Raw genomic sequence first — 20,917 nt, 5'->3', positions numbered from 1 at the left:
TATTTTTTATTGTTCACATATTAACTATAATGGATAGTATGAAGCGAAAGAAGATGACATGGCCGCGTCATGATGAACCGGATATGAATACATTATAGTAAAAAAATGATTGGGGAGAAGAAAGGTGGAAGATGTTGTACTTCAACATGCGGAACAGTTGAAGCATTGGGAAGAAAAACAAGAAGAGATTTTGCAAGAATTAATCGAAAACCAACAAAAAATTCATCAGCAAAACGATTTATATTATAACGAAAAAGAAGAGGCGCGCATTATTGAACGATATTATGAACATATGAATGATCAAACGGACGGAACGTTTTTATTTCAAGCATATCACGATTTAATAAAGCGGACACATATACGCCGCATCCCTTATTTTCTAAGCAAAGATTACTATTTATACACATGGGTGGATTTGCAGCCCGATGGAACAGTAAAAAGCATTTATTCAGGAAAAAAGAAAGATCCGCGCACAGTTATTTTACAAGACTATGAGACGATTCAAAAGCGATATGAACAATTCATTCAACTTGTGAAAAAAGCGAAAAAAGGTGAACTTGATCTTGAACAAAAGATAAAAATGGTCGATCGACAATTCAAATTTAATGCAGAGCATGTCGTTCCACAATCTTGGTTTGGGGCGAAAGAGCCGATGAAAGGAGATTTGCATCACTTATTCGTTTGTGAACCACGTTGTAATTCGATCCGTTCAAATTTTCCTTATGCGGATTTCCCGTTTTATGAACCAGAGTCTCCTGATGAAATGATTCAAAATGACTGTGGAGTAGCATACGGAGAATATTTTGAACCTGAACACGGAAAAGGAGCGGTGGCGCGAGCGATGCTGTATTTCCTCGTTCGTTATCCGCGAGCAATCAAACAACCGTTTATTGATCAAATCAATATTTCACTGCTTATTCAATGGCATAAACAGTTTCCTGTTACAATGTATGAAAAACATCGTAACGCGGCTATTTTTCGTATTCAAGGAAACCGCAATCCGTTCATAGATAAATCGCATCTTGTTGAACAGATTTATTTTTTGATTGGACGTAAAAGTGGTTAGGCGTTCGCACACATCCCCCTCTTTTTCATATGCTGTATTACAGTTTATGAAAAGGGGAAGAGAACGATGGGTGTGGAGTTAACAGCGTTACATTGGATTTACGTCTCGTTTATTTGTATCATTATCGCGTTAATGATTTGGCGTAAAGATACATCGTTAGCTTGTATGATTGGCATCTTTTTGTTAGCGATGACAGCGACAGGCTCTTTGCCGCTTTCTATCAGCACGATTTTTAAAAGTTTCATTTACGCAATCACCGAACTTCTTCCGACCATTCTTGTCATATCTATTATCGTATCAATGAGTAAGCTTCTGACGATCACAGGAATGAATGAAGTGATGATTGCGCCGTTTGCGAAATTGATTCGCACCCCAACGTTAGCTTATTGGACGATCGGGATATTAATGATGGTTATCTCGTGGTTTTTCTGGCCATCACCTGCTGTAGCGTTGCTTGGAGCGGTGTTGTTACCGGTCGCTGTTCGTGTAGGATTACCTGCGTTAGGGGTAGCGATGGCGATGAATTTATTCGGACATGGCATTGCGCTATCAGGTGATTTTATTATTCAAGGGGCACCGAAATTAACAGCAGATGCGGCAGGTATTCCTGTTTCCGAAGTCATTTCCGCAAGCATTCCGCTCGTCTTTGTGATGGGAATAGTCACAGTGACAACCGCGTTTTTCTTGTTGCGTCGCGATATGAAAAGAGGGAACATTCAACAAGGCGAAGCGGTTGCTATCGCTGAAAATGAAGTACAGTCTCATTTATTAACAAAACGAATGAAAGTTACGTTTGCATTTCTTATTCCGATTTTATTTGGCCTAGACGTTGTAGCGATGTATTATTTTCAATTACAAGGCGGAGATGCAACTGCGTTAATTGGTGGAACAGCCATTTTCATTTTATCTCTCTTATCAGTCGTCGCATATAAAAAGAAAAGTTTAGAACAAATTACAGACTTGTTCATTCAAGGATTTCAATTTGGGTTTAAAGTGTTCGGTCCGGTCATCCCAATCGCAGCATTCTTTTATTTAGGAGATTCAGGATTTCAAACGATTATCGGTGATTTTTTACCAAAACAGTCGCATGGCATTGTGAATGACTTAGGTGTTGCTTTATCAAATATCGTTCCATTAAGTAAAGAAGTTGGAGCTGTGACATTAGCTGGGGTAGGAGCCATTACCGGCTTGGATGGCTCGGGATTTTCAGGTATTTCCCTTGTCGGCTCCATTGCAAAATTGTTTGCAGCAGCAATTGGAACGGGGATTGCGACATTGACAGCACTTGGTCAAATCGCAGCAATTTGGGTTGGGGGAGGAACATTAGTGCCTTGGGCGCTCATTCCAGCAGCTGCCATTTGTGGTGTCAGCCCATTTGAATTAGCAAGACGAAATGTTGTGCCAGTTATTATCGGGTTAACTGTAACGACAATGGTTGCGATGTTTCTTATTTAGTTATAAAGAGTGTCTCCAACGAGGCACTCTTTTTTATGTTATAAAAAGTAACGTATAAATAAAAAATTTTCAAAAAAATGTTGCATTTCTATCCCCTTGTGTAATATATTATAACCATAAATGTTATAAAAAATGACATAAAGGAGAGATGAGAATGAATGAAGTACAGTTGAGTTTGGCGCTTGATTCACTTTGGGTCATGTTAGGTGCCATTTTAGTCATTGGAATGCAAGTCGGATTTGCTTTGTTAGAAGCGGGTTCGACACGAATGAAAAATGCTGGCCATGTCGCCGGAAAACAAATATTAAGTTTTGCGATTGCCTCACTTGCATTTTGGGCGGCAGGTTTCGCCATTACATTTGGAAAAGGAAATGGGTTCATTGGCACAGAAGGATGGTTTTTAAAAGAAGGAACAGAAACGTTCTCCTCACTTTCATGGGCGAATGTACCGCTTGAATTAAAATTTTTATTCCAACTTGCTTTTGTTGGTGTATCTTTAGCGATTGCGTGGGGAGGATTCGCTGAACGAGCAAAATTATCTGTTTACTTTATTTTCGGGACGATTTTTACCGTCGCTATTTACCCTGTGATCGGTCATTGGGTATGGGGAGGTGGCTGGCTCGGAGAAATGGGAATGCAAGACTTTGCGGGTTCAACAGTTGTTCATTTACAAGGAGCCATTGCCGCATTAGTCGCAACGCTGTTACTAGGACCACGAATTGGAAAATTCAACAAAGATGGGACGCCGAACTACATTCCAGGGCATAACCAAGTATATACCGTTATCGGTGGCTTCGTCTTATGGGTTGGTTGGTTTGGATTTAATGCAGGGAGTACAATGGGGACAGCAGATGGATTTTTTGGTTATGTAGCTTTAACAACAAATATTGCAGCAGCAGCCGGAGCGATCGCTTCTATTTTGACAGCAAAATGGCTTGTTGGGAAAGCGGATATTCCTGCGATGGTCAACGGTGTATTAGCCGCACTCGTTGCGATTACAGCAGCATGTGCATTCGTTGAGCCGTGGGCGGCGGCGGTCATTGGGGCTGTTGCCGGATCATTTACATTTTGGACGTCTGTATATTTTGAACGAAAAGGTATTGACGATCCGATTTACGCATTTTCTGTTCATGGCATAGCCGGCATTGTTGGGACGATTTCAACTGGCTTTTTCGCTTCGCCGCGCCTTGTGGAAAAAACAGGGATTGGAAAACCGGGGTTATTTTATGGCGGAGGAGTGGATCAGCTTCTTGTTCAAACGATTGGTGTTTTAGGTGCAGCGGTGTATGTGGCTATTGTTTCATTTATGATCTTATATGTTTTGAAAAAGACGATTGGCTTACGTGTGACACCTGATCAAGAAATTTCTGGCCTTGATATTAGTGAGCATGGTTCATATGGGTATCCAGAGCATTTAGACCCAAATTATCAACAGCCACCAACCGCTGTTTCATCTCGTTCGTTATGAAAATGGTGATCGTATGAATGCTTTGGACACCATTGTCGCTCGGACGGAACAATGTAGCGATACGACACAACTAAAGCAACTTCATGATGAAGTTGCTTTTCTCCTCTCTTCTCTTTCATTTTCTTTTTATAGCATATTTGATGTATACGATGCGCTTTGTATGTGCCACGATGCGCTCATGAAACAAGCGTTGCTGTTAGCTGAACGAGAAGTTGATCGGCGAGGAATCGGCAAAAAACCTTCTTCTTTTTGTTGGTTTGTGATGGGGAGCAGTGGGAGAAAGGAACCGACCGTTTGGACTGATCAAGATAACGGAGTGATTTTTTCATGTTTGCATAGCGAAAAAGACGATTGTTATATATATATGCGTGAGTATGCACGTATCGGCGTTCTTTTTTTGAACGAAATTGGTTATCCGTATTGTCCTGGTTATGTGATGGCAACAAACGAAAGATGGTTGAAAGAAGTTGGAGAATGGCATGAACAAATTGAAAAATATGTAACAAACGAACATATAGATGATATTCGCTATTTATCTATGTTAGCTGATATGCGTCCAATTTATGGAGAATATGCACTTGCTAATCAGCTGAAAACGACATTATATAAAAAGATTGCGGCGACTGTTTCTTTGCGCAGCCGCATGATTGATAGCGTTCGTATTCCTTTTGTGCCGATTGGACCTTTTGGACGGGTGTACGTCGAACGTTGGGGGGAGAACAGCGGCATGCTTGATATAAAACAAGGAGGATATGTTCAGCTCAATCATGTGTTGAAATGGGTTGCTGTTCAAAAACAATTTGTTCATGCTTATTCAACATTTGAGCGGTTAATGTGCTGGCATGATGAACATGGCTGCTCGCAACAACAATTTGAACGTATTGAAAAAGCGCTTCAGACGTTTTTGTATTTTCGCTTACGATGTTCGTTAGAAGGAAGTCATTTAGCCATACGACATTTATCGAAGGAAGAGAAAAGACGATTAAAAAACGCGATGACAGTAGCGAAAAAAATGCAACGTGATGCAAGAAAGTGGGTGTAATTGATGGAGCGACCGTTTCAATGGATTAACCGCGTATTATCGCTTGGGCTTCGTTATGATCAAGCCACAGCGGTCGGTCCAGCTTTTCAACAAGAGGCCTGGATTCGAAAAATGATGAAAGAAGCAAAGAAACATACGTATTCGCTCGACACACCACTTTCTGACGTGACGTTTATTTTATTAGATACAGAGACGACAGGTTTTTCGCCTCAAAGAGGAGATGAAATTTTTTCACTTGCGGCTTTAAAAACAAAAAAAGGTGAAGCGTTTGACTTGTATTGTTCTCACTTTCGTCCAAAGCGTCCGATTCCAGAGCACATTGTCGCACTGACGGGCATAACAAATGACGATGTGGCATGTGCGCCTTCGCTTGAAGAGGAGATTCATCATATTCTTTCTTTTTTGAAGGGCAGTATTTTAATCGGTTATCATATTCAGCACGACGTTGCATTTTTAAATGAATTTTTATCGCGTAACTATCGTATAGTTTTGCAACAAACCGCGATCGAAATGAGGAGAATAATGGAATGTATATATCATCATTCATTTCCAACACTTGATGATGCATTATCGTTTTACCATTTATCCCCTGTTGATCGTCATACAGCGAAAGGAGATGTCATGAGTTTATTTGAAATTTGGAAGAAGGTTTTTGAAGACTTGCAACGATTGCAAATTGCTACGTTACATGATTTATATGCGTTACTTAGTCAACGTTCATAAATGAATGTTGACTTTTTTTTCGGAAAATTATACAATCTCATTAACTTATATGAACATATATTCATATATTGAAAGAAAGGGGATCTATATGGAAGAATTATATGAGCCGTTAGATGAGGAAACGCTTTTCATCGTATCACAAACGTTTAAAGCGTTAAGTGATCCGACACGTATTCGCATTTTACATTTACTTTCATCGGGTGAATGTTCAGTAACAGAGATCGCAAATCGACTGTCGCTTCTACAATCGACCGTATCTCATCAGCTCCGTTTTTTAAAAAATTTACGCCTTGTGAAATATCGCAGGGAAGGAACGACGTTATATTATTCGTATGACGATGAACATGTGTTGCACATTCTTGAACAAACGATACGCCATGCGCGTGACCATTAGGGGTGAGTAAAGTGAAGGAGTATCAAGTGAAAGGGTTGACATGCGCAAATTGTGCACGAGCATTAGAAGAACAAATTCAGTCACTTCCATATGGAGAAGGAGCGACGTTAAGCTACAGTAGCGGAAAATTGCGTGTGAATGAACGCGTAGATTTAGAAAAAGTACGTGCGATTTTGGCGACAGATGGGGCATATATGGCAGACGATGAGCAGTCACAAAGAAAACGAAATCCTCTTCTTTATCTCGTTGGCACATCTATTTTCCTTTTTGTCATGGCACTTTTATTCGAACGATTTATCGGTAACGAAGTCGTCATCATTTATATCATTGCGACAGCATTGAGCGGATATAAAACGTTTATCAAAGGGCTGAAAAATGTCGTTCGTTTTCGTTTCAATATGGATACGTTAATGACGATTGCACTGATCGGAGCGTTTGGGATCGGAGAGTGGAAAGAAGCGACTGTTGTTGCCATTTTATTTGGTATAAACGAATATTTAGAAGGAATAGGCATGGAACGGGCGCGGCGATCGCTTGATATGTTGCTAAAACAAGTACCAAAAGAAGCGCTTGTCATATATAACGGGCAAACGCGTGCCGTTTCGGTTGATTCGTTACAAGTTGGAGATGTGGTGCTCGTTCGTCCCGGTGAAAAAATTCCATCAGACGGCGTTGTCATACAAGGAAAAAGTTCAGTCAATGAAGCGGCGATTACAGGTGAATCGATGCCAATTGAAAAAGAAACAGGAATGAGCGTGTATGGAGGAAGTGTGAACAACGAAGGAGTGTTACACGTCCAAATTACAAAACAATATAAAGACAGTTCTTTATCTAAAATATTACATCTTGTGCAAGAAGCACAAGAAACAAAAACACCACTTGAATTGTTTATTCATCGCTTTGCGAAATACTATACTCCATTCATTATGGTGATTTCGTTATTCGTGATGACCATTCCACCTTTAGCGTTTGGAGTACCTTGGCACGATGCATTATATCAAGGTTTAGCAGTTTTAATTGTTGGTTGTCCTTGTGCGCTTATTTTATCATCTCCTATAGCTTTGTTAGCTGGTATGACGCGTAATGCGAAAAAAGGAGTGTTAGTGAAAGGAGGCGTTCATTTAGAGACGCTTGGTCGTGTCCGTACGATTGCTTTTGATAAAACAGGGACAATCACAAAAGGGAAGCCTCATGTCACGGATGTCATTGCATATATTGACGAAAATGAACTGCTTCGTATTGCCGCATCGTTAGAAAGCGTATCTTCCCATCCACTTGCGCGAGCGATTGTTCAAAAAGCAAAACAGCATGATATTTCATATGAACAACCCGAACAAATTGAGACGAGAACAGGAAGCGGAATAGAAGGGAAAATAGATGGGAAGCGCTATCGTATTGGAAATGAACGAATGTTTGATCAACAAGATCTGTCCGAGAAAATTCAAAAAGATGCGGAGAAGTTAAAAAGTGAAGGCCGGACGATCGTTTTTGTAGCGGATGAACAACATGTACTCGGCTTATTTGGCATTGCTGATGAAGTGCGCGAAGAGAGTCAAGCGGTGATAAAGCAACTGCATCGTATCGGTATTCGTCGTACAGTGATGTTAACAGGAGATCACGAAAAAACAGCGGAACAAGTAGCAAAGCAAGTAGGAGTGACAGATGTATTCGCTCAGCTTGTTCCTGAACAGAAAGTAGAAAAAATAAAACAGTTAATGAAGGACGATATCGTAGCAATGGTAGGGGATGGAATGAATGATGCACCCGCGCTTGCTCATGCGCATGTTGGAATTGCTATGGGGAAAGGGACAGATAGCGCAATCGAAACAGCGGATGTTGTTTTGATGCAAGATCATCTAGGGAAATTGCCAGAAGCGATCGCTATCGCTCGACGAGTGAATCGCACGATTCGTTTCAATATTGCGGTAGCGCTCGCATTAAAAGCGATGGCGCTACTATTAACCATTCCAGGTTGGTTAACGTTATGGATCGCTATTTTATCCGATATGGGTGCAACGATTTTTGTTAGCGTACTAAGCTTATTAATTTTATGGGAGAAGCGCACAAGGTAACATTGTGCGCTTTTCTAAAAAAAGGATATTATTCAGAAATATTAGAAACGTTGTTGATTTTTTCACCGTTTTTAGTGAAAATGAAGATAGAATTTTAACAACAAAGAGGATGAATAAAATGATGCAAGCAATCGCTGTCATTGCCCCAAATGGAAAAATTTTAGGAGCAGATGAACATTTTTTTCAACATTTTTATCATCGTGAGGTTGATCGCGAGCTGTTAGAAAAGTTTATTCAAGAAGCTGAAAATGGGCGCACCGTTTCGTATGCCATTGTAAAACAAAAAAATGGACAAAACGATGTATATGTACAAGCAACCGCGTTATATAACAAGGAAGGGAATTTACAAGCGGTTGTTGCGACATATCAATACGAACCGTTTATCGATATGCGTCTTACTTCTTCGATCGCTTCACTTGCATCTGAATTTACGTTTATTTTATCAGCAGAAGGCGAGATTACATACGTTTCGCCAACCGCTCAATATGTGTTGAAATGCACAGAAGAAGTTTGTAGCCACGAATTATTTTCTTTTGTTCACCATGAAGACATACCGCTTTTGATGGAAAAGCTACATACCATTTATGCGACAAAAGAAAAAGAAACGACGGTTGATTGTCGGTGGCGGACAAATGAAGGGCGTTTTATATGGATTCATATGCATGCCCATCCGTTGTTAAACGAACAAAATGAAATTGAACATGTTATCGTTGTTGCAAAAGATATTACAAAGTGGAAATGTTGCGAGGAAGCACTCGCAAAATTAAAACATTTCGATTCGTTAACCGACATTCCAAACCGTTTTTATTTTGAATCGTATGTACAACATATGATTCAACAAAAGCGACCGTTTGCATTATGTTATATTGATTTTGATAAAATTAAATGGATCAATGATCGCTTTTCATATCAGGCAGGAGATTTCTTTTTGCAAGAAGCTGTTCGTCGCATTCAGCAACATTTGCAAAAAGAAGACTTTTTTTCTCGCATCGGTGGCGATGAGTTTGTGATCGTGCTACACGATGTGAATAAAGAAACGATTGTTACGCGGATGGAACATTTGCTTCAATCGTTTGTAGAGCCATTCCGATATAAAGAGCATGTCATTCAATCTAGTCTTTCTGTTGGAGTAACATTTTTTCCGCAAGACGGTATGGATTTAGATACGTTGTTAAAACAAGCAGATCAAGCGCTCTGTTATGCAAAAGAGAGAGGGAAAGGTTATCATTTTTACCACCCTCAACAAAACCGAAAGACGATGATTGAACAAGAGTTGCCGCTTGCGTTATTAAACAATCAGTTTTATTTATGCTATCAACCGAAAGTGTCGTTAGATAATGAAGCGATTATGGGAGTTGAGGCGCTCATGCGTTGGACGCATCCAACGCTTGGAGCGATTTCACCACTAGAGTTTATTCCGATTGCAGAGAAAAATGGATTTATTTTTGAAATTACAACATGGGTGTTAAAAGAAGCGTGTCAACAAGTAAAACAATGGCAAACCCATTTTCCGACGCTCAAGCTTGCGGTGAACTTATCACCATTTTTACTAAATCGAAAAGAATTTGTGACGCATGTAAAAAATATTTTGCAACATACACAATTTCCACCAAACTATTTAATTTTAGAAATTACAGAAAGTGGATTAATGGAAAATATCGAGACTGGAAAACATATTTTAACACAATTAAAACAGATCGGAATTCAAGTGGCGATTGACGATTTCGGTACCGGTTTTTCATCGCTTGCTTACATTCGTAACTTACCCGTTTCATTGTTGAAAATTGATCGCTCATTCATTCGTGATATTACCGATAATTCGAAAGATGCTACGATTGTTGATACGATTATTCATTTAGCGAAAAGTTTAGATTTACAAGTACTTGCCGAAGGAGTAGAACGTGACGATCAAGTATCTTTGTTGCAAAAGATGGATTGTGATTTTGCGCAAGGGTTTTACTTTAGTCAATCGTTAGAAGCAGAAAAGTTACTACAATGGCTCGAACAACATAATCAATCGAAAGAGGCGCTTCATTAGTGCCTCTTTTCACGTTTTGTTCACATATATTTTCTTTTTTCTTCACAAATTTACATTAGTGTAGATGTATAAATGATACGAACAAGGAATGAATGTATATGCGTAGTTTATTTTTTTGGCTTATACCAATCGTCACGCTGTTGTTTACAAAAACTGTATATGGACAAACGATGGAAGGACATAAACAGTTGCAACAGGCCATTGATGAAGCGCATGCCGGCGATGTATTAGTCGTCAAACGAGGAGTATATGAAGGTCCGATTATTATTCATAAGCCGATTCATTTGATTGCTGAGCCCGGAGCGGTAGTTGATGGGAATGGAAGTGAATATGTCATAACGATTCGTGCGCCTCATGTTTATATAGAAGGGCTCACGATTCATAGAAGTGCGTACGGAAAAGGAGCAGGTGTACAAATTAAAGAAAGCGCACATGTCACGTTAAAAAACGTACATATCGAAGATGTCCATTACGGTGTTTACGTCGAAAAAGGAACAAATATTCATCTCATCAATAATGTTATTCGTGGCAGGGATGTTCACTTTGCTCAACGGGGCAACGGCATTCACTTATTGAAAACAAAACATGTCGTTGTAAGTCAAAATGATATTTCGCGTGTACAAGATGGTGTGTATTTGGATGGAGCTGAACATACGACGATCGAGAAAAATAAAGTAACAAATGCACGCTATGCCATTCATTTTATGTATGCTGAGGATGGAATAACAAAAGAGAACGTGCTGATGGAAAACATTAATGGAATTATGATGATGATGTCAAAACGATTTACGATCGAACAAAATACGATTGCCAAACAATTAGATTACCGTGGATACGGAGCGCTTATTTATGATAGTGAACATGTTTTGATGCATCAAAATAGGTTACTTTATAATAGCACAGCGTTATCATTACAACATGCACGTCATTGTGCCATAAAAGCAAATGAATTCATTGGAAATTATCGTGCTCTGCATAGTTTATATGAAAATCATGACACGATTGTTGTTGAAAATAAATTTTTAGGAAATATGGAAGACGCGCTCATTCAAGGGACTGCTATTTCATTTGATGATGGGAAAAAAGGGAACTATTGGGATAGTTATCGGTTTTACGACTTGAACGATGATGGAATTGGGGATGCCCCACATCGTATTCGTTCCATGTATAGTCGACTGTTACGACAATGGCCGAGTGTGCAATTTTATTTTCAAAGTCCTGCACTAGCACTTCTAAATACGACGGAGTCATTTTTTACACAAGCACAGGCACAAGGAGAAGATCGTTTTCCGCTTACGGAAATCAGTCACAAGAAAAGTACAACAAACGAACGATCATGGCGACTATTGTTGTTTGGAAGCATCTTATTAGTAAGCAGTTTGTTGATGTTTGCATATGGAAGGGGAATGAAACATGAAAAAAATTGCTAGTCTTTTATTTGCATGTTTTCTTGCCGCATGTAGTGGAGAGAAAACGTATGAACCCGAAGACATTAATCCAGATATTGATGTATGTGTAGTTTGCAATATGAGTATCGCAGCAGAGCAATATGCGACAGAAGCGATTTTAAAAGATGGAACGGTGCAAAAATTTGATGATATCGGCTGCATGATGGAATGGATGAATAAGCAAAACAACGACGACATAGCTAAGCTATATGTTCGTGATGTAACAAACGGTGAATGGATTGAGCTCGAGAAAGCGGTCTATGCTTATCATCCAAATTATTGGACGCCGATGAACTATGGCGTCGTTTCATTTGCGAATGAGCAACATGCGAAAGCGTATATGGAACAAGAAGGGGAAGGGCAGTTATGGACGTATGAGCAACTAAAACAACATCGGTGGGGATTTGAACAATGAATACAGCGATGAAGTACCAATGGATGATGATGATTCGTAGCAAATGGCTAATGAGCTTCGCCATTATATTTGCTGTTTTATCATCAACTGTGATCGCGAGTAGCGGGCACGAGACAGCAGGAGTATTTACACGTTCGACGGCAGCTTTATTAAACTTGTCTCTTTTACTTGTTCCACTTGTCTCCTTATTAGCAGGTAGTTTGTTTATTGCAGGGGAGAAAGAAGACGGTCGGTTATCACTTATATTAACATATCCGATCTCCCCTCGTTCGTTAACGTTCGGATTATATGTCGGTAGTTGTATATCACTATGGACAGTGATTGCTTTCGGATATGGAAGTGCAAGTGTTGTCCTTTTTACAACAGGAGGAACGTGGTCGACATTTTTTTTCCTTTCGTTTGCATTGACGATCGTATTAACGAGCATTTTTTTAGCCATCGCTTTATTCATTGGACTTGTTGCTTCTAATCGTTTACAAGCACTCGGTGTCAGCTTGTTTATTTGGGCATTTTTCGTTTTATTTTATGAATTTCTCACATTAGCATTATTATCGCTTGTGCCAAAACAGTTTACCATCTTCCTATTCGGGTTATCCGTTATGTTTAATCCCGTTGAGCTTGTGCGTGTTTGGACGATAACGGCGATGAAAAGTAGCGCTCTATTTGGCCCACAGCTATATGAATGGTCGAAATGGGCAGAAAGTGCAAGTGGACAACTAGTCTTTTTGGCGATCGCGTGCGTATGGATCATTGTGCCATTATTTTTAGCGAACGTATGGATGAAACGAGGGAAACGACATGCTTGAGGTGAGACAATTAACGAAAATATATAATGAGCAAAACAAAGTAGAAAACATTTCATTTTCTCTTCAATCGGGACAATGTTTGGCGTTATGCGGTGGTAACGGTGCAGGGAAAAGTACAATTATTAAAATGTTAATTGGACAGCTCACTCCAACAAAAGGAGACATATGTATAAACGGAAAACAAGTTCAAAAAGACGATAAACATTGGTTTTCTTTTATGCCTGATCATTTGCAATTTCCTCCGCTTTTAACCGGTTACGAAGTATTATCTTTGTTTGGACGATGGCAAGGAGCAACAGCTGAGCGTGTCGAACAATGTTTACAGCTTGTTGGATTGACGAATGATCAACATAAGCAAGTCAAGACATATTCAAAAGGAATGCAACAACGCCTTGCCTTTGCGCAAGCGCTTTTAGCGGACGCCCCATTGCTTATTTTAGACGAGCCAACGAATGGCTTAGATCCGTACTGGGTATGGGAATTTAAACGCCTTATTCGCACGGAAAAAGAAAAGGGGAAAGCTGTTATTTTTTCGACACATATGTTGTCGATCGTGGAAGAAATCGCAGATACTGTTGCGTTTATTCATCAAGGACAAATGCTCGTATATGATTCGGTTTCTACACTTTGTCAAGATGGGCAATCGCTAGAATCTATATTTTTTGCACAACTTTCACAACATATGGCATACTGAAAAAGTAAGCGAACATAGCTTACTTTTTTCGTTTGGAGGGGGAATGTAACATGTTAAAATTATACGTCATTCGCCATGCAGAAACAGAGTGGAATGCTCAACAACGTATGCAAGGATGGAAAGATTCATCTTTAACCGCAACAGGAAGAAAACATGCGTCACTTTTACAGGAACGCTTTCGTACAGTTCCGTTTACGGCTCTGTATTGTAGCCCGAGCGATCGAACAAAAGAAACGGCTCAAATTGTTTTAGGACAACGTGACATACCAACTTATTTTGATGAGCGATTACGTGAAATTCATTTAGGGCATTGGGAAGGAAAAACGATTGCCGAAATTGCTCAAACGGACGAGCGAAATCATCATCATTTTTATTATGAACCACATGCGTACAATCCGACTGTTGGAGAAACATTTCTTGATGTGCAACGGCGAGCTGTAGCTGCCATTCATCATATTGCTCACACTCATTCAGAAGGTCATGTTCTCGTCGTGACACATGGTGTCGTTATTCGTACGCTTCTTGTATATTGGAAAAAGCAAACGCTCGCACAGTTATGGGAAAATAGTCGCGTATATGGTACGAGTGTGACGATTGTTTCGTTCGATGGAGAAAAGTGGATGTTGGAATGTGAGTCAAATATTTCGCACCTTGAAGGTGAGATGATACGAGGATGAAAAAATGGTTTGTTCTTTTTGTATTCATTTTCCTTATTCACGGCTGTGTACAGCAAAATAAAGGAACGACGTTTGTTGCGACAGTACAATACGTTGTTGATGGAGATACAGTCAAAGTAAAAAAAGATGGAGAGATGGTAACCGTTCGTCTGTTAAACATTGACACGCCCGAAACGTATCGCGAAAAACAGGCGTATGGTGAAGAAGCAAAACAAATGGCTAAAGATGTTCTTCTTCACAAAAAAGTGACGGTCGAATTAAGTGCGAAAGAACAGCCGTATGATCGTTACGGTCGATTGCTTGCGTACATATGGTTGGAGGATGGAACTTTGTATCAAGAAAAAATTGTACAAGAAGGGCTTGCACGCGTTGCTTATGTGTTTGAACCGGATACAAAATATGCAAAAAGATTGTATAAAGCACAAGAGGAAGCAAAAAAAGCGAAAAAGCGCATTTGGAGTGTGGATGGATACGTCACAGACGAAGGATTTAATATGAGTGTATGGTTAGATCAAGCTTCGTAAATATGAAAAGGGCTGGATGAAACAGCCCTTTTAATGCGCTAACATGGCTTGCATATCTTCTTCTACGTCACCGATAAGTTTGAGACCGAACATATCCTGTAGGACGCGTAACACACCTTCTGAAATGAAGTGTGGTGCTTTCGGTCCAATTCGAATGTCTTGAATGCCTAAACTAAACAATCCGAGTAAGATGGCAACCGCTTTTTGTTCAAACCACGAAAGGACGATGCTAACAGGCAGTTCATTCACTTCACAGCCAAACGCTTCTGCAAGCGCCATCGCAATTTTTACTGTTGAAATCGAGTTATTGCATTGTCCTAAGTCAATATATCGCGGAATGTTTGTACCAGGAACAACACCATAATCTACATCGTTAAAGCGGAATTTTCCACAAGATGTCGTTAAAATGACGGTGTTTTTTGGTAAAGATGTTGCTAATGAGCGATAATATTCACCACCTTTTCCAGGAGCATCACATCCTGCAATAACGAAAAAGCGTTGAATTTTTCCTTCTTTTACAGCTTGAATAATTTCAGGTGCAATTTGAATGACTGTTTCGTGATGGAAACCGGTCACTAATGTTTCTTCTGATTCGATATTTGCTTCTGGAAGTTGTAATGCTTTTTCAATTAACGGTGTGAAATCGTCATTTTCAATTTTTTGTACATGTTCTAATCCTGCCACATCGTATGAAAACATGCGATCAGCGTACGAACCTTTAATTGGCATGACACAGTTTGTTGTCGCTAAAATGGCGCCAGGAAACTTTTCAAATAAGCGACGTTGATCATACCATGCTTTTCCGACATTTCCTTTTAGATGTTTGTATTTTTTTAATTGTGGGTAACCGTGTGCTGGAAGCATTTCTGAGTGTGTATAAATATTAATTCCTTTTCCTTCCGTTTGCTTTAATAGCTGTTCGAGAGCAAATAAATTATGTCCTGTTACAAGAATACATTTTCCTTCAATTTTATTTTGTGTGACTCGGACGGGCTGAGGAATGCCAAGCCGTTCCGTATGTGCCCGATCAAGTAGTTCCATGACTCGAATGGCAGCTCTACCAACTTTCATTGCCATATCTAAATGCTCTTGTACGTTAAAGTTAGAATTTGTTAACGTCATATATAACGCTTCGTGTGTTGTTGTGTCGACGAATGGATCTGTATATCTGTTAAAGCCGATGATAAAATCCCCAATATAGCCGGAATAAAATTCCCCACTTACAATAGAACCATAGTGTCAATGAGAGGAGCTATGGTTCATGATTACGAGAGGGGAATTTTTTATGATCAAAGAGATGTATGAAAGGGGAATGAGTATTTCCGATATTGCGAGGGAATTGGGGATCGATCGGAAAACCGTCCGAAAATATATTCACTCCCCCAATCCTCCTTCCAAATCCAAGCGAAAACAAAGAAAAAGCAAGTTAGATCCATTTAAACCGTATCTTCAAAAACGGATGTTAGAAGATGGGGTGTTTAATAGCGAAAAGTTGTTTTTTGAAATTCGACAACAGGGCTATACGGGAGGAAAGACGATTTTAAAAGACTATATGAAACCTTTCCGAGAGACGGCGAAAAAGAAATACACCGTTCGCTATGAAACGCTTCCTGGCGAACAAATGCAAATCGATTGGAAAGAAGTTGGGGAGGTCGTGATCGAAGGGAAAAAAGTCAAGTTATCGCTATTTGTGGCCACGTTAGGCTATTCGCGGATGAAATACGCGGTATTTACGACCAGCCAGGACCAGGAGCACTTAATGGAATGCCTGATTCAGAGCTTCAAGTACTTTGGTGGGGTTCCGAAGAAGGTGTTATTTGACAATATGAAGACCGTTACAGACGGGCGAGAACAAGGAGTGGTGAAATGGAATAAGCGATTTTCTGAATTTGCGAGTTACTACGGATTTATTCCAAAAGTATGCCGGCCCTACCGGGCCCAGACAAAGGGAAAAGTCGAACGAGCCATTCAGTATATTATGGATCACTTCTATGTAGGAACATCGTTTGAAAGCATCGAAGAATTAAATTTCCTTTTACATCGTTGGCTCGATCAAGTGGCGAATCGGAAGCCAAACGCCACTACCGGTATTTCTCCGCAAGAGCGTTGGGCCGAGGAGTCACTCAAACCTCTCCCGTTGAAAGATTACGATACGAGCTATCTTTCCTATCGGAAAGTGCATTGGGATGGCAGTTTCTCGTATAAAGGGGAGCAATGGCTCTTATCGGCGGAGTATGCAGGCAAAGAAATTCTAGTGAAGGAGCGATTAAATGGAGATATTCGATTGTACTTTCGAGGGAAGGAGATTTCTCACGTGGACCAACAGAAAAAAGTGATTTCATTCGCTGAAAAAATAAAAAAGAAACAGACAGAAATGGCCGCCACCATTTCGCCTGTTTCGATGGAAGTGGATACTCGTCCATTGTCCGTTTATGACGCATTCCTGCGAGGGGAAAGCTCATGAAAGAACGCATACACGAGTATTGCCACCAACTCCATTTGCCTGTCATGGCGGAGCGATGGTCCGCCATGGCAGAATACGCCTCTACTCATAATATATCATATTCAGAGTTTTTATTCCGCTTATTAGAGGCAGAAATCGTCGAAAAACAGGCACGATCGATCCAAACGCTCATCAAGCTGTCCAAACTGCCGTATCGCAAGACGATCGATACGTTTGATTTTACCGCGCAGCCTTCGGTGGATGAGCGCCGGATTCGAGAGCTGCTTACGTTGTCCTTTATTGACCGGAAAGAAAATATCCTCTTTCTCGGTCCACCGGGGATTGGAAAGACACATCTGGCCATTTCGATTGGAATGGAGGCGATCGCAAGAGGGTATAAAACGTATTTTATTACCGCTCACGATTTGGTCAATCAGTTAAGAAGAGCCGACCAGGAAGGAAAGTTGGAGAAAAAGCTTCGTGTCTTTGTGAAGCCAACCGTTCTCATTATTGATGAAATGGGGTACCTAAAACTGGACCCGAACAGCGCTCATTACTTATTTCAAGTGATCGCTCGTCGGTACGAGCATGCCCCGATTATCCTCACCTCCAACAAAAGCTTCGGGGAATGGGGAGAAATCGTGGGAGACTCGGTTTTGGCGACAGCGATGTTAGATCGATTACTGCATCATTCCATCATTTTCAACCTAAAGGGGGAAAGCTATCGATTACGGGAAAAGAGGATCCAACAAGAAAAACAGAAGGATCAATGAAAGGTCCTTCTGGGGAATTTTAAACCGGCGATTTTGGGGAAAAAATAATCGGCCTTGACATATCCGAGTTGATGAGCATGCGTGCGATATGCTGCAATTCCTTTTAACGCAAACACAATAGTATCTTGCAAGCTTGCAATCGTTTCATCCTTCCCGCAAACGCCGACAACTGTACATCCCCCTGTTGGTGTTTGTTCACATTGATGACAAAACATCATAACCCCTCCTCTTCTTATTAACACTTTAACAATAGGGGAAAATATGTGTGACGTAAGTGATACATATCACACTTCTATACAAAAATGTGAACGAAAATTGACAATGTTCTATATTGAATAATGAGAAAAAATGTATTAAAATGAAAGAAAATTAAATGAATCACACTACTAGGGGTGCCGGATGGCGATGGCTGAGAGGAAAACGCGCAATCAGTTTTCCAACCCTTTGAACCTGATCTGGTTTGTACCAGCGGAGGGAAGTAGGCTATGTTTTGTCAATGTAAACTAGTCGATTCTTTCCGACTAGTTTTTATTTTTTATAGGGAGGAATAGACGATGAATGTTGGACAATGGTTAACGCGCGTTAGAAAGGAGTCACCGCTTGTACATAATATGACAAATGTGGTGGTGACCAATTTTGTTGCTAACGGTTTACTTGCGATAGGTGCATCTCCTGTCATGGCGTATGCCAAAGAAGAAGTAGCTGATATGGTGCGCTTGGCACGTGCGCTTGTATTGAATATCGGCACATTAAATGAAACAGACGTAGAAGCGATGTTGATTGCTGGAAAAGCGGCAAATGAAGCAAACATCCCGGTTGTTTTTGATCCCGTTGGTGCGGGAGCGACAGCGTATCGCACGGAAACAGCAAGACGTATATTGAATGAAGTAAACATTTCTATTTTGCGTGGAAATGCATCAGAAATCGCAAGCGTTGCTGGAGAACAAGTACGTACAAAAGGGGTAGATGCAGGGGACGTTCAAGGTGATCTCATGCACGTCGCAAAAAAAGTAGCACGTATGTTTCAAGGTGTAGTCGTTGTAACTGGAAAAAATGATATAGTGACAGATGGAGAACACGTAACGATCGTTTCAAACGGCGATGCGATGTTGACGAAAGTAACGGGAACAGGTTGCTTATTAAGTGCGGTATTAGGCGCATTTGCTAGTGTAGGAGAAAACATCGTAGAATCATCCGTCGCTGCGCTCGCTTATTACGGTATAGCGGCTGAAAAAGCAGCCAAACAAACGCAAGCACCTGGTTCTTTTCAGCTTGCATTTCTGAATGCTTTATACGAAACGAGCGCAGAAGAAGTAGATGAATACGCACACATTCGAGGGGAATAAAATGATGAAGCAAAAACTATCTTTATATTTTGTGATGGGGAGTGTCGATTGTACGAAAGATCCACTCGCTGTGCTTGATGAAGCGATCGAAGGTGGCATTACGATGTTTCAGTTTCGTGAAAAAGGAAAAGGGGCACTTATAGGAGTTGAAAAATATCGCTTAGCTGAGAAATTGTTTGAGCGATGTCTTGCTCACAACATTCCTTTTATTGTAAATGATGATGTTGATTTAGCGCTTACCTTACAGGCAGATGGGGTTCATGTCGGACAAGAAGACGAGGCAGCTGAACGTGTTCGTGATCGAATAGGGGATCGCTATTTAGGGGTATCTGTGCACAACTTGAATGAAGTGAAACAAGCGCTTTCTGCTCGTGCCGATTATGTTGGATTAGGTCCAATTTTCCCAACTGTTTCAAAAGAAGATGCAAAACAAGCATGTGGATTGGCAATGATTAAGCACATTCGCGCGCATGAAAAGCACGTTCCGCTTGTGGCAATCGGTGGGATTACACACCAAACAGCAAAACAAGTCATTGAAGCGGGAGCAGATGGAATCGCTGTCATTTCGGCCATTTGCCGTGCCGAACAAATTCGGGAACAAACAAAGCAGCTATATGAGATGGTGATGGATGCAAAACAAAAAGGCGGCAGTTAATGTCGTCTTTTTTATTACTAAATGTTTATATTTTTGATGCAGGATTTTCTTTATATGTGTCGAAAGAGAAAAACGAACAGATGAAAGAGGGAGATGGGAAAAATGGAACATATCGTATTGTCATATAAAGAACGAGTCGCAACAATTGAATTGAATCGTCCGGATGCGTTGAACGCTTTAAACGAACAAATGTTAGCAGAGTTGCTACAAGCGTTAAAAGAAGTGGAAAAAAGCGAGGCAGATATTGTCGTCATTCGTGGACGAGGAAAGGGATTTTGTGCAGGGGGAGACATTAAAACGATGTTGCAATCAACGAATGAGCATTCATTCATAGAAGTAATGGAAACGATTAAACATATTGCTCTCACACTATATCAATTGCCGAAACTAACGATCAGTTACGTGCATGGCGCTGCTGCAGGATTAGGACTTAGCTTAGCGCTCGCTTGCGATCATGTTATTGCAAACGAACAAGCACGTGTTGCAATGAATTTTATCGGCATTGGATTAATCCCAGATGGCGGTGGCCATTTCTTTTTAAAACGGAAAATTGGAGAAGTAAAATCAAAACAAGTAATATGGGAAGGAAAAGTGATGAGTGCACAAGAGGCATATGAAGTGGGACTCATTGATGGAATTGGCGATGAACAGACGATTCAACAAAAAGTGAATGAATGGTTGGCTAAACCGATTGTTGCGATGATTGCAACGAAGCAGTTGTATGCTCATTTAAGCGAAGAACAATTGTTGAAAACGTTGCAAATGGAGACAGCATATCAAGCAGAAATGCGAAAAACAGAAGATCATGCGGAAGGCATTCGTGCCTTTTTAGAAAAGCGTCGTCCGCATTTTCGTGGAAAATAAAAAGTTTGCAAAAC

19 protein-coding genes, 2 pseudogenes and 1 riboswitch are annotated in these 20,917 nt (G+C 40.4%); of the genes and pseudogenes, 19 read left to right on the top strand and 2 right to left on the bottom strand.

Annotation, left to right across the window (positions count from 1 at the left end; genetic code table 11):
- The first annotated feature begins 124 nt into the window (after nt 1-124).
- The 14 genes from AFK25_RS07850 to AFK25_RS07785 all read left to right on the top strand — a co-directional run bounded on the left by AFK25_RS07850 (nt 125) and on the right by AFK25_RS07785 (nt 14,822).
- On the top strand, nt 125-1,066 hold the full coding sequence (locus tag AFK25_RS07850; RefSeq protein ID WP_240483457.1) for an endonuclease I family protein: 942 nt from the start codon (nt 125-127) through the stop codon (nt 1,064-1,066).
- A gap of 66 nt (nt 1,067-1,132) precedes the next feature.
- Complete coding sequence (locus AFK25_RS07845) at nt 1,133-2,521, top strand: membrane protein (RefSeq protein ID WP_035067293.1); 1,389 nt, start codon at nt 1,133-1,135, stop codon at nt 2,519-2,521.
- Nucleotides 2,522-2,675: 154 nt separating this feature from the next.
- On the top strand, nt 2,676-3,989 hold the full coding sequence (locus AFK25_RS07840; RefSeq protein ID WP_035067291.1) for an ammonium transporter: 1,314 nt from the start codon (nt 2,676-2,678) through the stop codon (nt 3,987-3,989).
- 13 nt (nt 3,990-4,002) lie between these two features.
- On the top strand, nt 4,003-5,031 hold the full coding sequence (locus AFK25_RS07835) for a DUF294 nucleotidyltransferase-like domain-containing protein (protein WP_035067289.1): 1,029 nt from the start codon (nt 4,003-4,005) through the stop codon (nt 5,029-5,031).
- 3 nt (nt 5,032-5,034) lie between these two features.
- Entirely contained in the window at nt 5,035-5,754 is a 720-nt protein-coding gene (locus AFK25_RS07830; RefSeq protein WP_035067287.1) for an exonuclease domain-containing protein, read from the top strand.
- A gap of 88 nt (nt 5,755-5,842) precedes the next feature.
- Complete coding sequence (locus AFK25_RS07825) at nt 5,843-6,148, top strand: ArsR/SmtB family transcription factor (protein ID WP_009361325.1); 306 nt, start codon at nt 5,843-5,845, stop codon at nt 6,146-6,148.
- A gap of 11 nt (nt 6,149-6,159) precedes the next feature.
- Nucleotides 6,160-8,220 (top strand): heavy metal translocating P-type ATPase, encoded by a 2,061-nt coding sequence (locus AFK25_RS07820; protein ID WP_035067285.1) that lies wholly within the window; start codon nt 6,160-6,162, stop codon nt 8,218-8,220.
- 109 nt (nt 8,221-8,329) lie between these two features.
- Nucleotides 8,330-10,258 carry a putative bifunctional diguanylate cyclase/phosphodiesterase gene (locus AFK25_RS07815; protein WP_035067283.1) on the top strand — a complete coding sequence of 643 codons (1,929 nt, stop codon included), beginning with the start codon at nt 8,330-8,332 and terminating at the stop codon, nt 10,256-10,258.
- A 98-nt stretch (nt 10,259-10,356) separates the two neighbouring features.
- The gene (locus tag AFK25_RS07810) at nt 10,357-11,688 is read left to right on the top strand and encodes a right-handed parallel beta-helix repeat-containing protein (protein ID WP_035067275.1); all 1,332 of its coding nucleotides are present in this window, start codon (nt 10,357-10,359) and stop codon (nt 11,686-11,688) included.
- Complete coding sequence (locus tag AFK25_RS07805; protein ID WP_009361321.1) at nt 11,672-12,121, top strand: nitrous oxide reductase accessory protein NosL; 450 nt, start codon at nt 11,672-11,674, stop codon at nt 12,119-12,121. The genes AFK25_RS07810 and AFK25_RS07805 overlap by 17 nt, the downstream gene beginning before the upstream one ends.
- Nucleotides 12,118-12,927 carry an ABC transporter permease gene (locus AFK25_RS07800; RefSeq protein ID WP_009361320.1) on the top strand — a complete coding sequence of 270 codons (810 nt, stop codon included), beginning with the start codon at nt 12,118-12,120 and terminating at the stop codon, nt 12,925-12,927. Before AFK25_RS07805 ends, AFK25_RS07800 begins: the two co-directional genes overlap by 4 nt.
- Nucleotides 12,920-13,621 (top strand): ABC transporter ATP-binding protein, encoded by a 702-nt coding sequence (locus tag AFK25_RS07795; RefSeq protein WP_035067273.1) that lies wholly within the window; start codon nt 12,920-12,922, stop codon nt 13,619-13,621. The genes AFK25_RS07800 and AFK25_RS07795 overlap by 8 nt, the downstream gene beginning before the upstream one ends.
- Nucleotides 13,622-13,671: 50 nt before the next feature.
- The gene (locus AFK25_RS07790; protein ID WP_035067271.1) at nt 13,672-14,298 is read left to right on the top strand and encodes a histidine phosphatase family protein; all 627 of its coding nucleotides are present in this window, start codon (nt 13,672-13,674) and stop codon (nt 14,296-14,298) included.
- A complete protein-coding gene (locus tag AFK25_RS07785) occupies nt 14,295-14,822 on the top strand; it encodes a thermonuclease family protein (protein WP_035067269.1) in 528 nt (175 codons plus the stop codon). The genes AFK25_RS07790 and AFK25_RS07785 overlap by 4 nt, the downstream gene beginning before the upstream one ends.
- Nucleotides 14,823-14,852: 30 nt before the next feature.
- Here the strand turns inward: AFK25_RS07785 and hcp are convergent.
- Nucleotides 14,853-15,989 (bottom strand): annotated as a pseudogene (gene hcp / locus AFK25_RS07780) (hydroxylamine reductase); the annotation flags it as partial.
- A 94-nt stretch (nt 15,990-16,083) separates the two neighbouring features.
- On the opposite strand from hcp, the gene istA reads away from it, so the two are divergent.
- The gene (gene istA / locus AFK25_RS07775; protein WP_049720882.1) at nt 16,084-17,286 is read left to right on the top strand and encodes an IS21-like element IS5376 family transposase; all 1,203 of its coding nucleotides are present in this window, start codon (nt 16,084-16,086) and stop codon (nt 17,284-17,286) included.
- Complete coding sequence (istB, locus tag AFK25_RS07770) at nt 17,283-18,038, top strand: IS21-like element IS5376 family helper ATPase IstB (RefSeq protein WP_009361858.1); 756 nt, start codon at nt 17,283-17,285, stop codon at nt 18,036-18,038. Before istA ends, istB begins: the two co-directional genes overlap by 4 nt.
- Before the next feature lie 50 nt (nt 18,039-18,088).
- Here the strand turns inward: istB and AFK25_RS07765 are convergent.
- Nucleotides 18,089-18,253: pseudogene (locus AFK25_RS07765) on the bottom strand (hydroxylamine reductase); the annotation flags it as partial.
- Nucleotides 18,254-18,416: 163 nt separating this feature from the next.
- A riboswitch (TPP riboswitch) is annotated at nt 18,417-18,532 on the top strand.
- Between the two features lie 60 nt (nt 18,533-18,592).
- Here AFK25_RS07765 and thiM point away from each other — a divergent pair.
- The 3 genes from thiM to AFK25_RS07750 all read left to right on the top strand — a co-directional run bounded on the left by thiM (nt 18,593) and on the right by AFK25_RS07750 (nt 20,903).
- Entirely contained in the window at nt 18,593-19,384 is a 792-nt protein-coding gene (gene thiM, locus AFK25_RS07760; RefSeq protein WP_035066345.1) for a hydroxyethylthiazole kinase, read from the top strand.
- Between the two features lies 1 nt (nt 19,385).
- Nucleotides 19,386-20,039, top strand: a complete 654-nt coding sequence (gene thiE / locus AFK25_RS07755; protein ID WP_035066347.1) for a thiamine phosphate synthase — start codon at nt 19,386-19,388, stop codon at nt 20,037-20,039.
- Between the two features lie 102 nt (nt 20,040-20,141).
- Nucleotides 20,142-20,903 carry an enoyl-CoA hydratase gene (locus AFK25_RS07750; protein WP_035066349.1) on the top strand — a complete coding sequence of 254 codons (762 nt, stop codon included), beginning with the start codon at nt 20,142-20,144 and terminating at the stop codon, nt 20,901-20,903.
- The last annotated feature ends 14 nt before the right edge of the window (nt 20,904-20,917 follow it).

It is taken from the genome of Anoxybacillus gonensis, assembly GCF_001187595.1.
GTDB classification, from domain to species: domain Bacteria; phylum Bacillota; class Bacilli; order Bacillales; family Anoxybacillaceae; genus Anoxybacillus; species Anoxybacillus gonensis.
The sequence above is the reverse complement of the archived record's forward strand: the minus strand, read 5'-3'. Positions and strand labels throughout refer to the sequence as shown.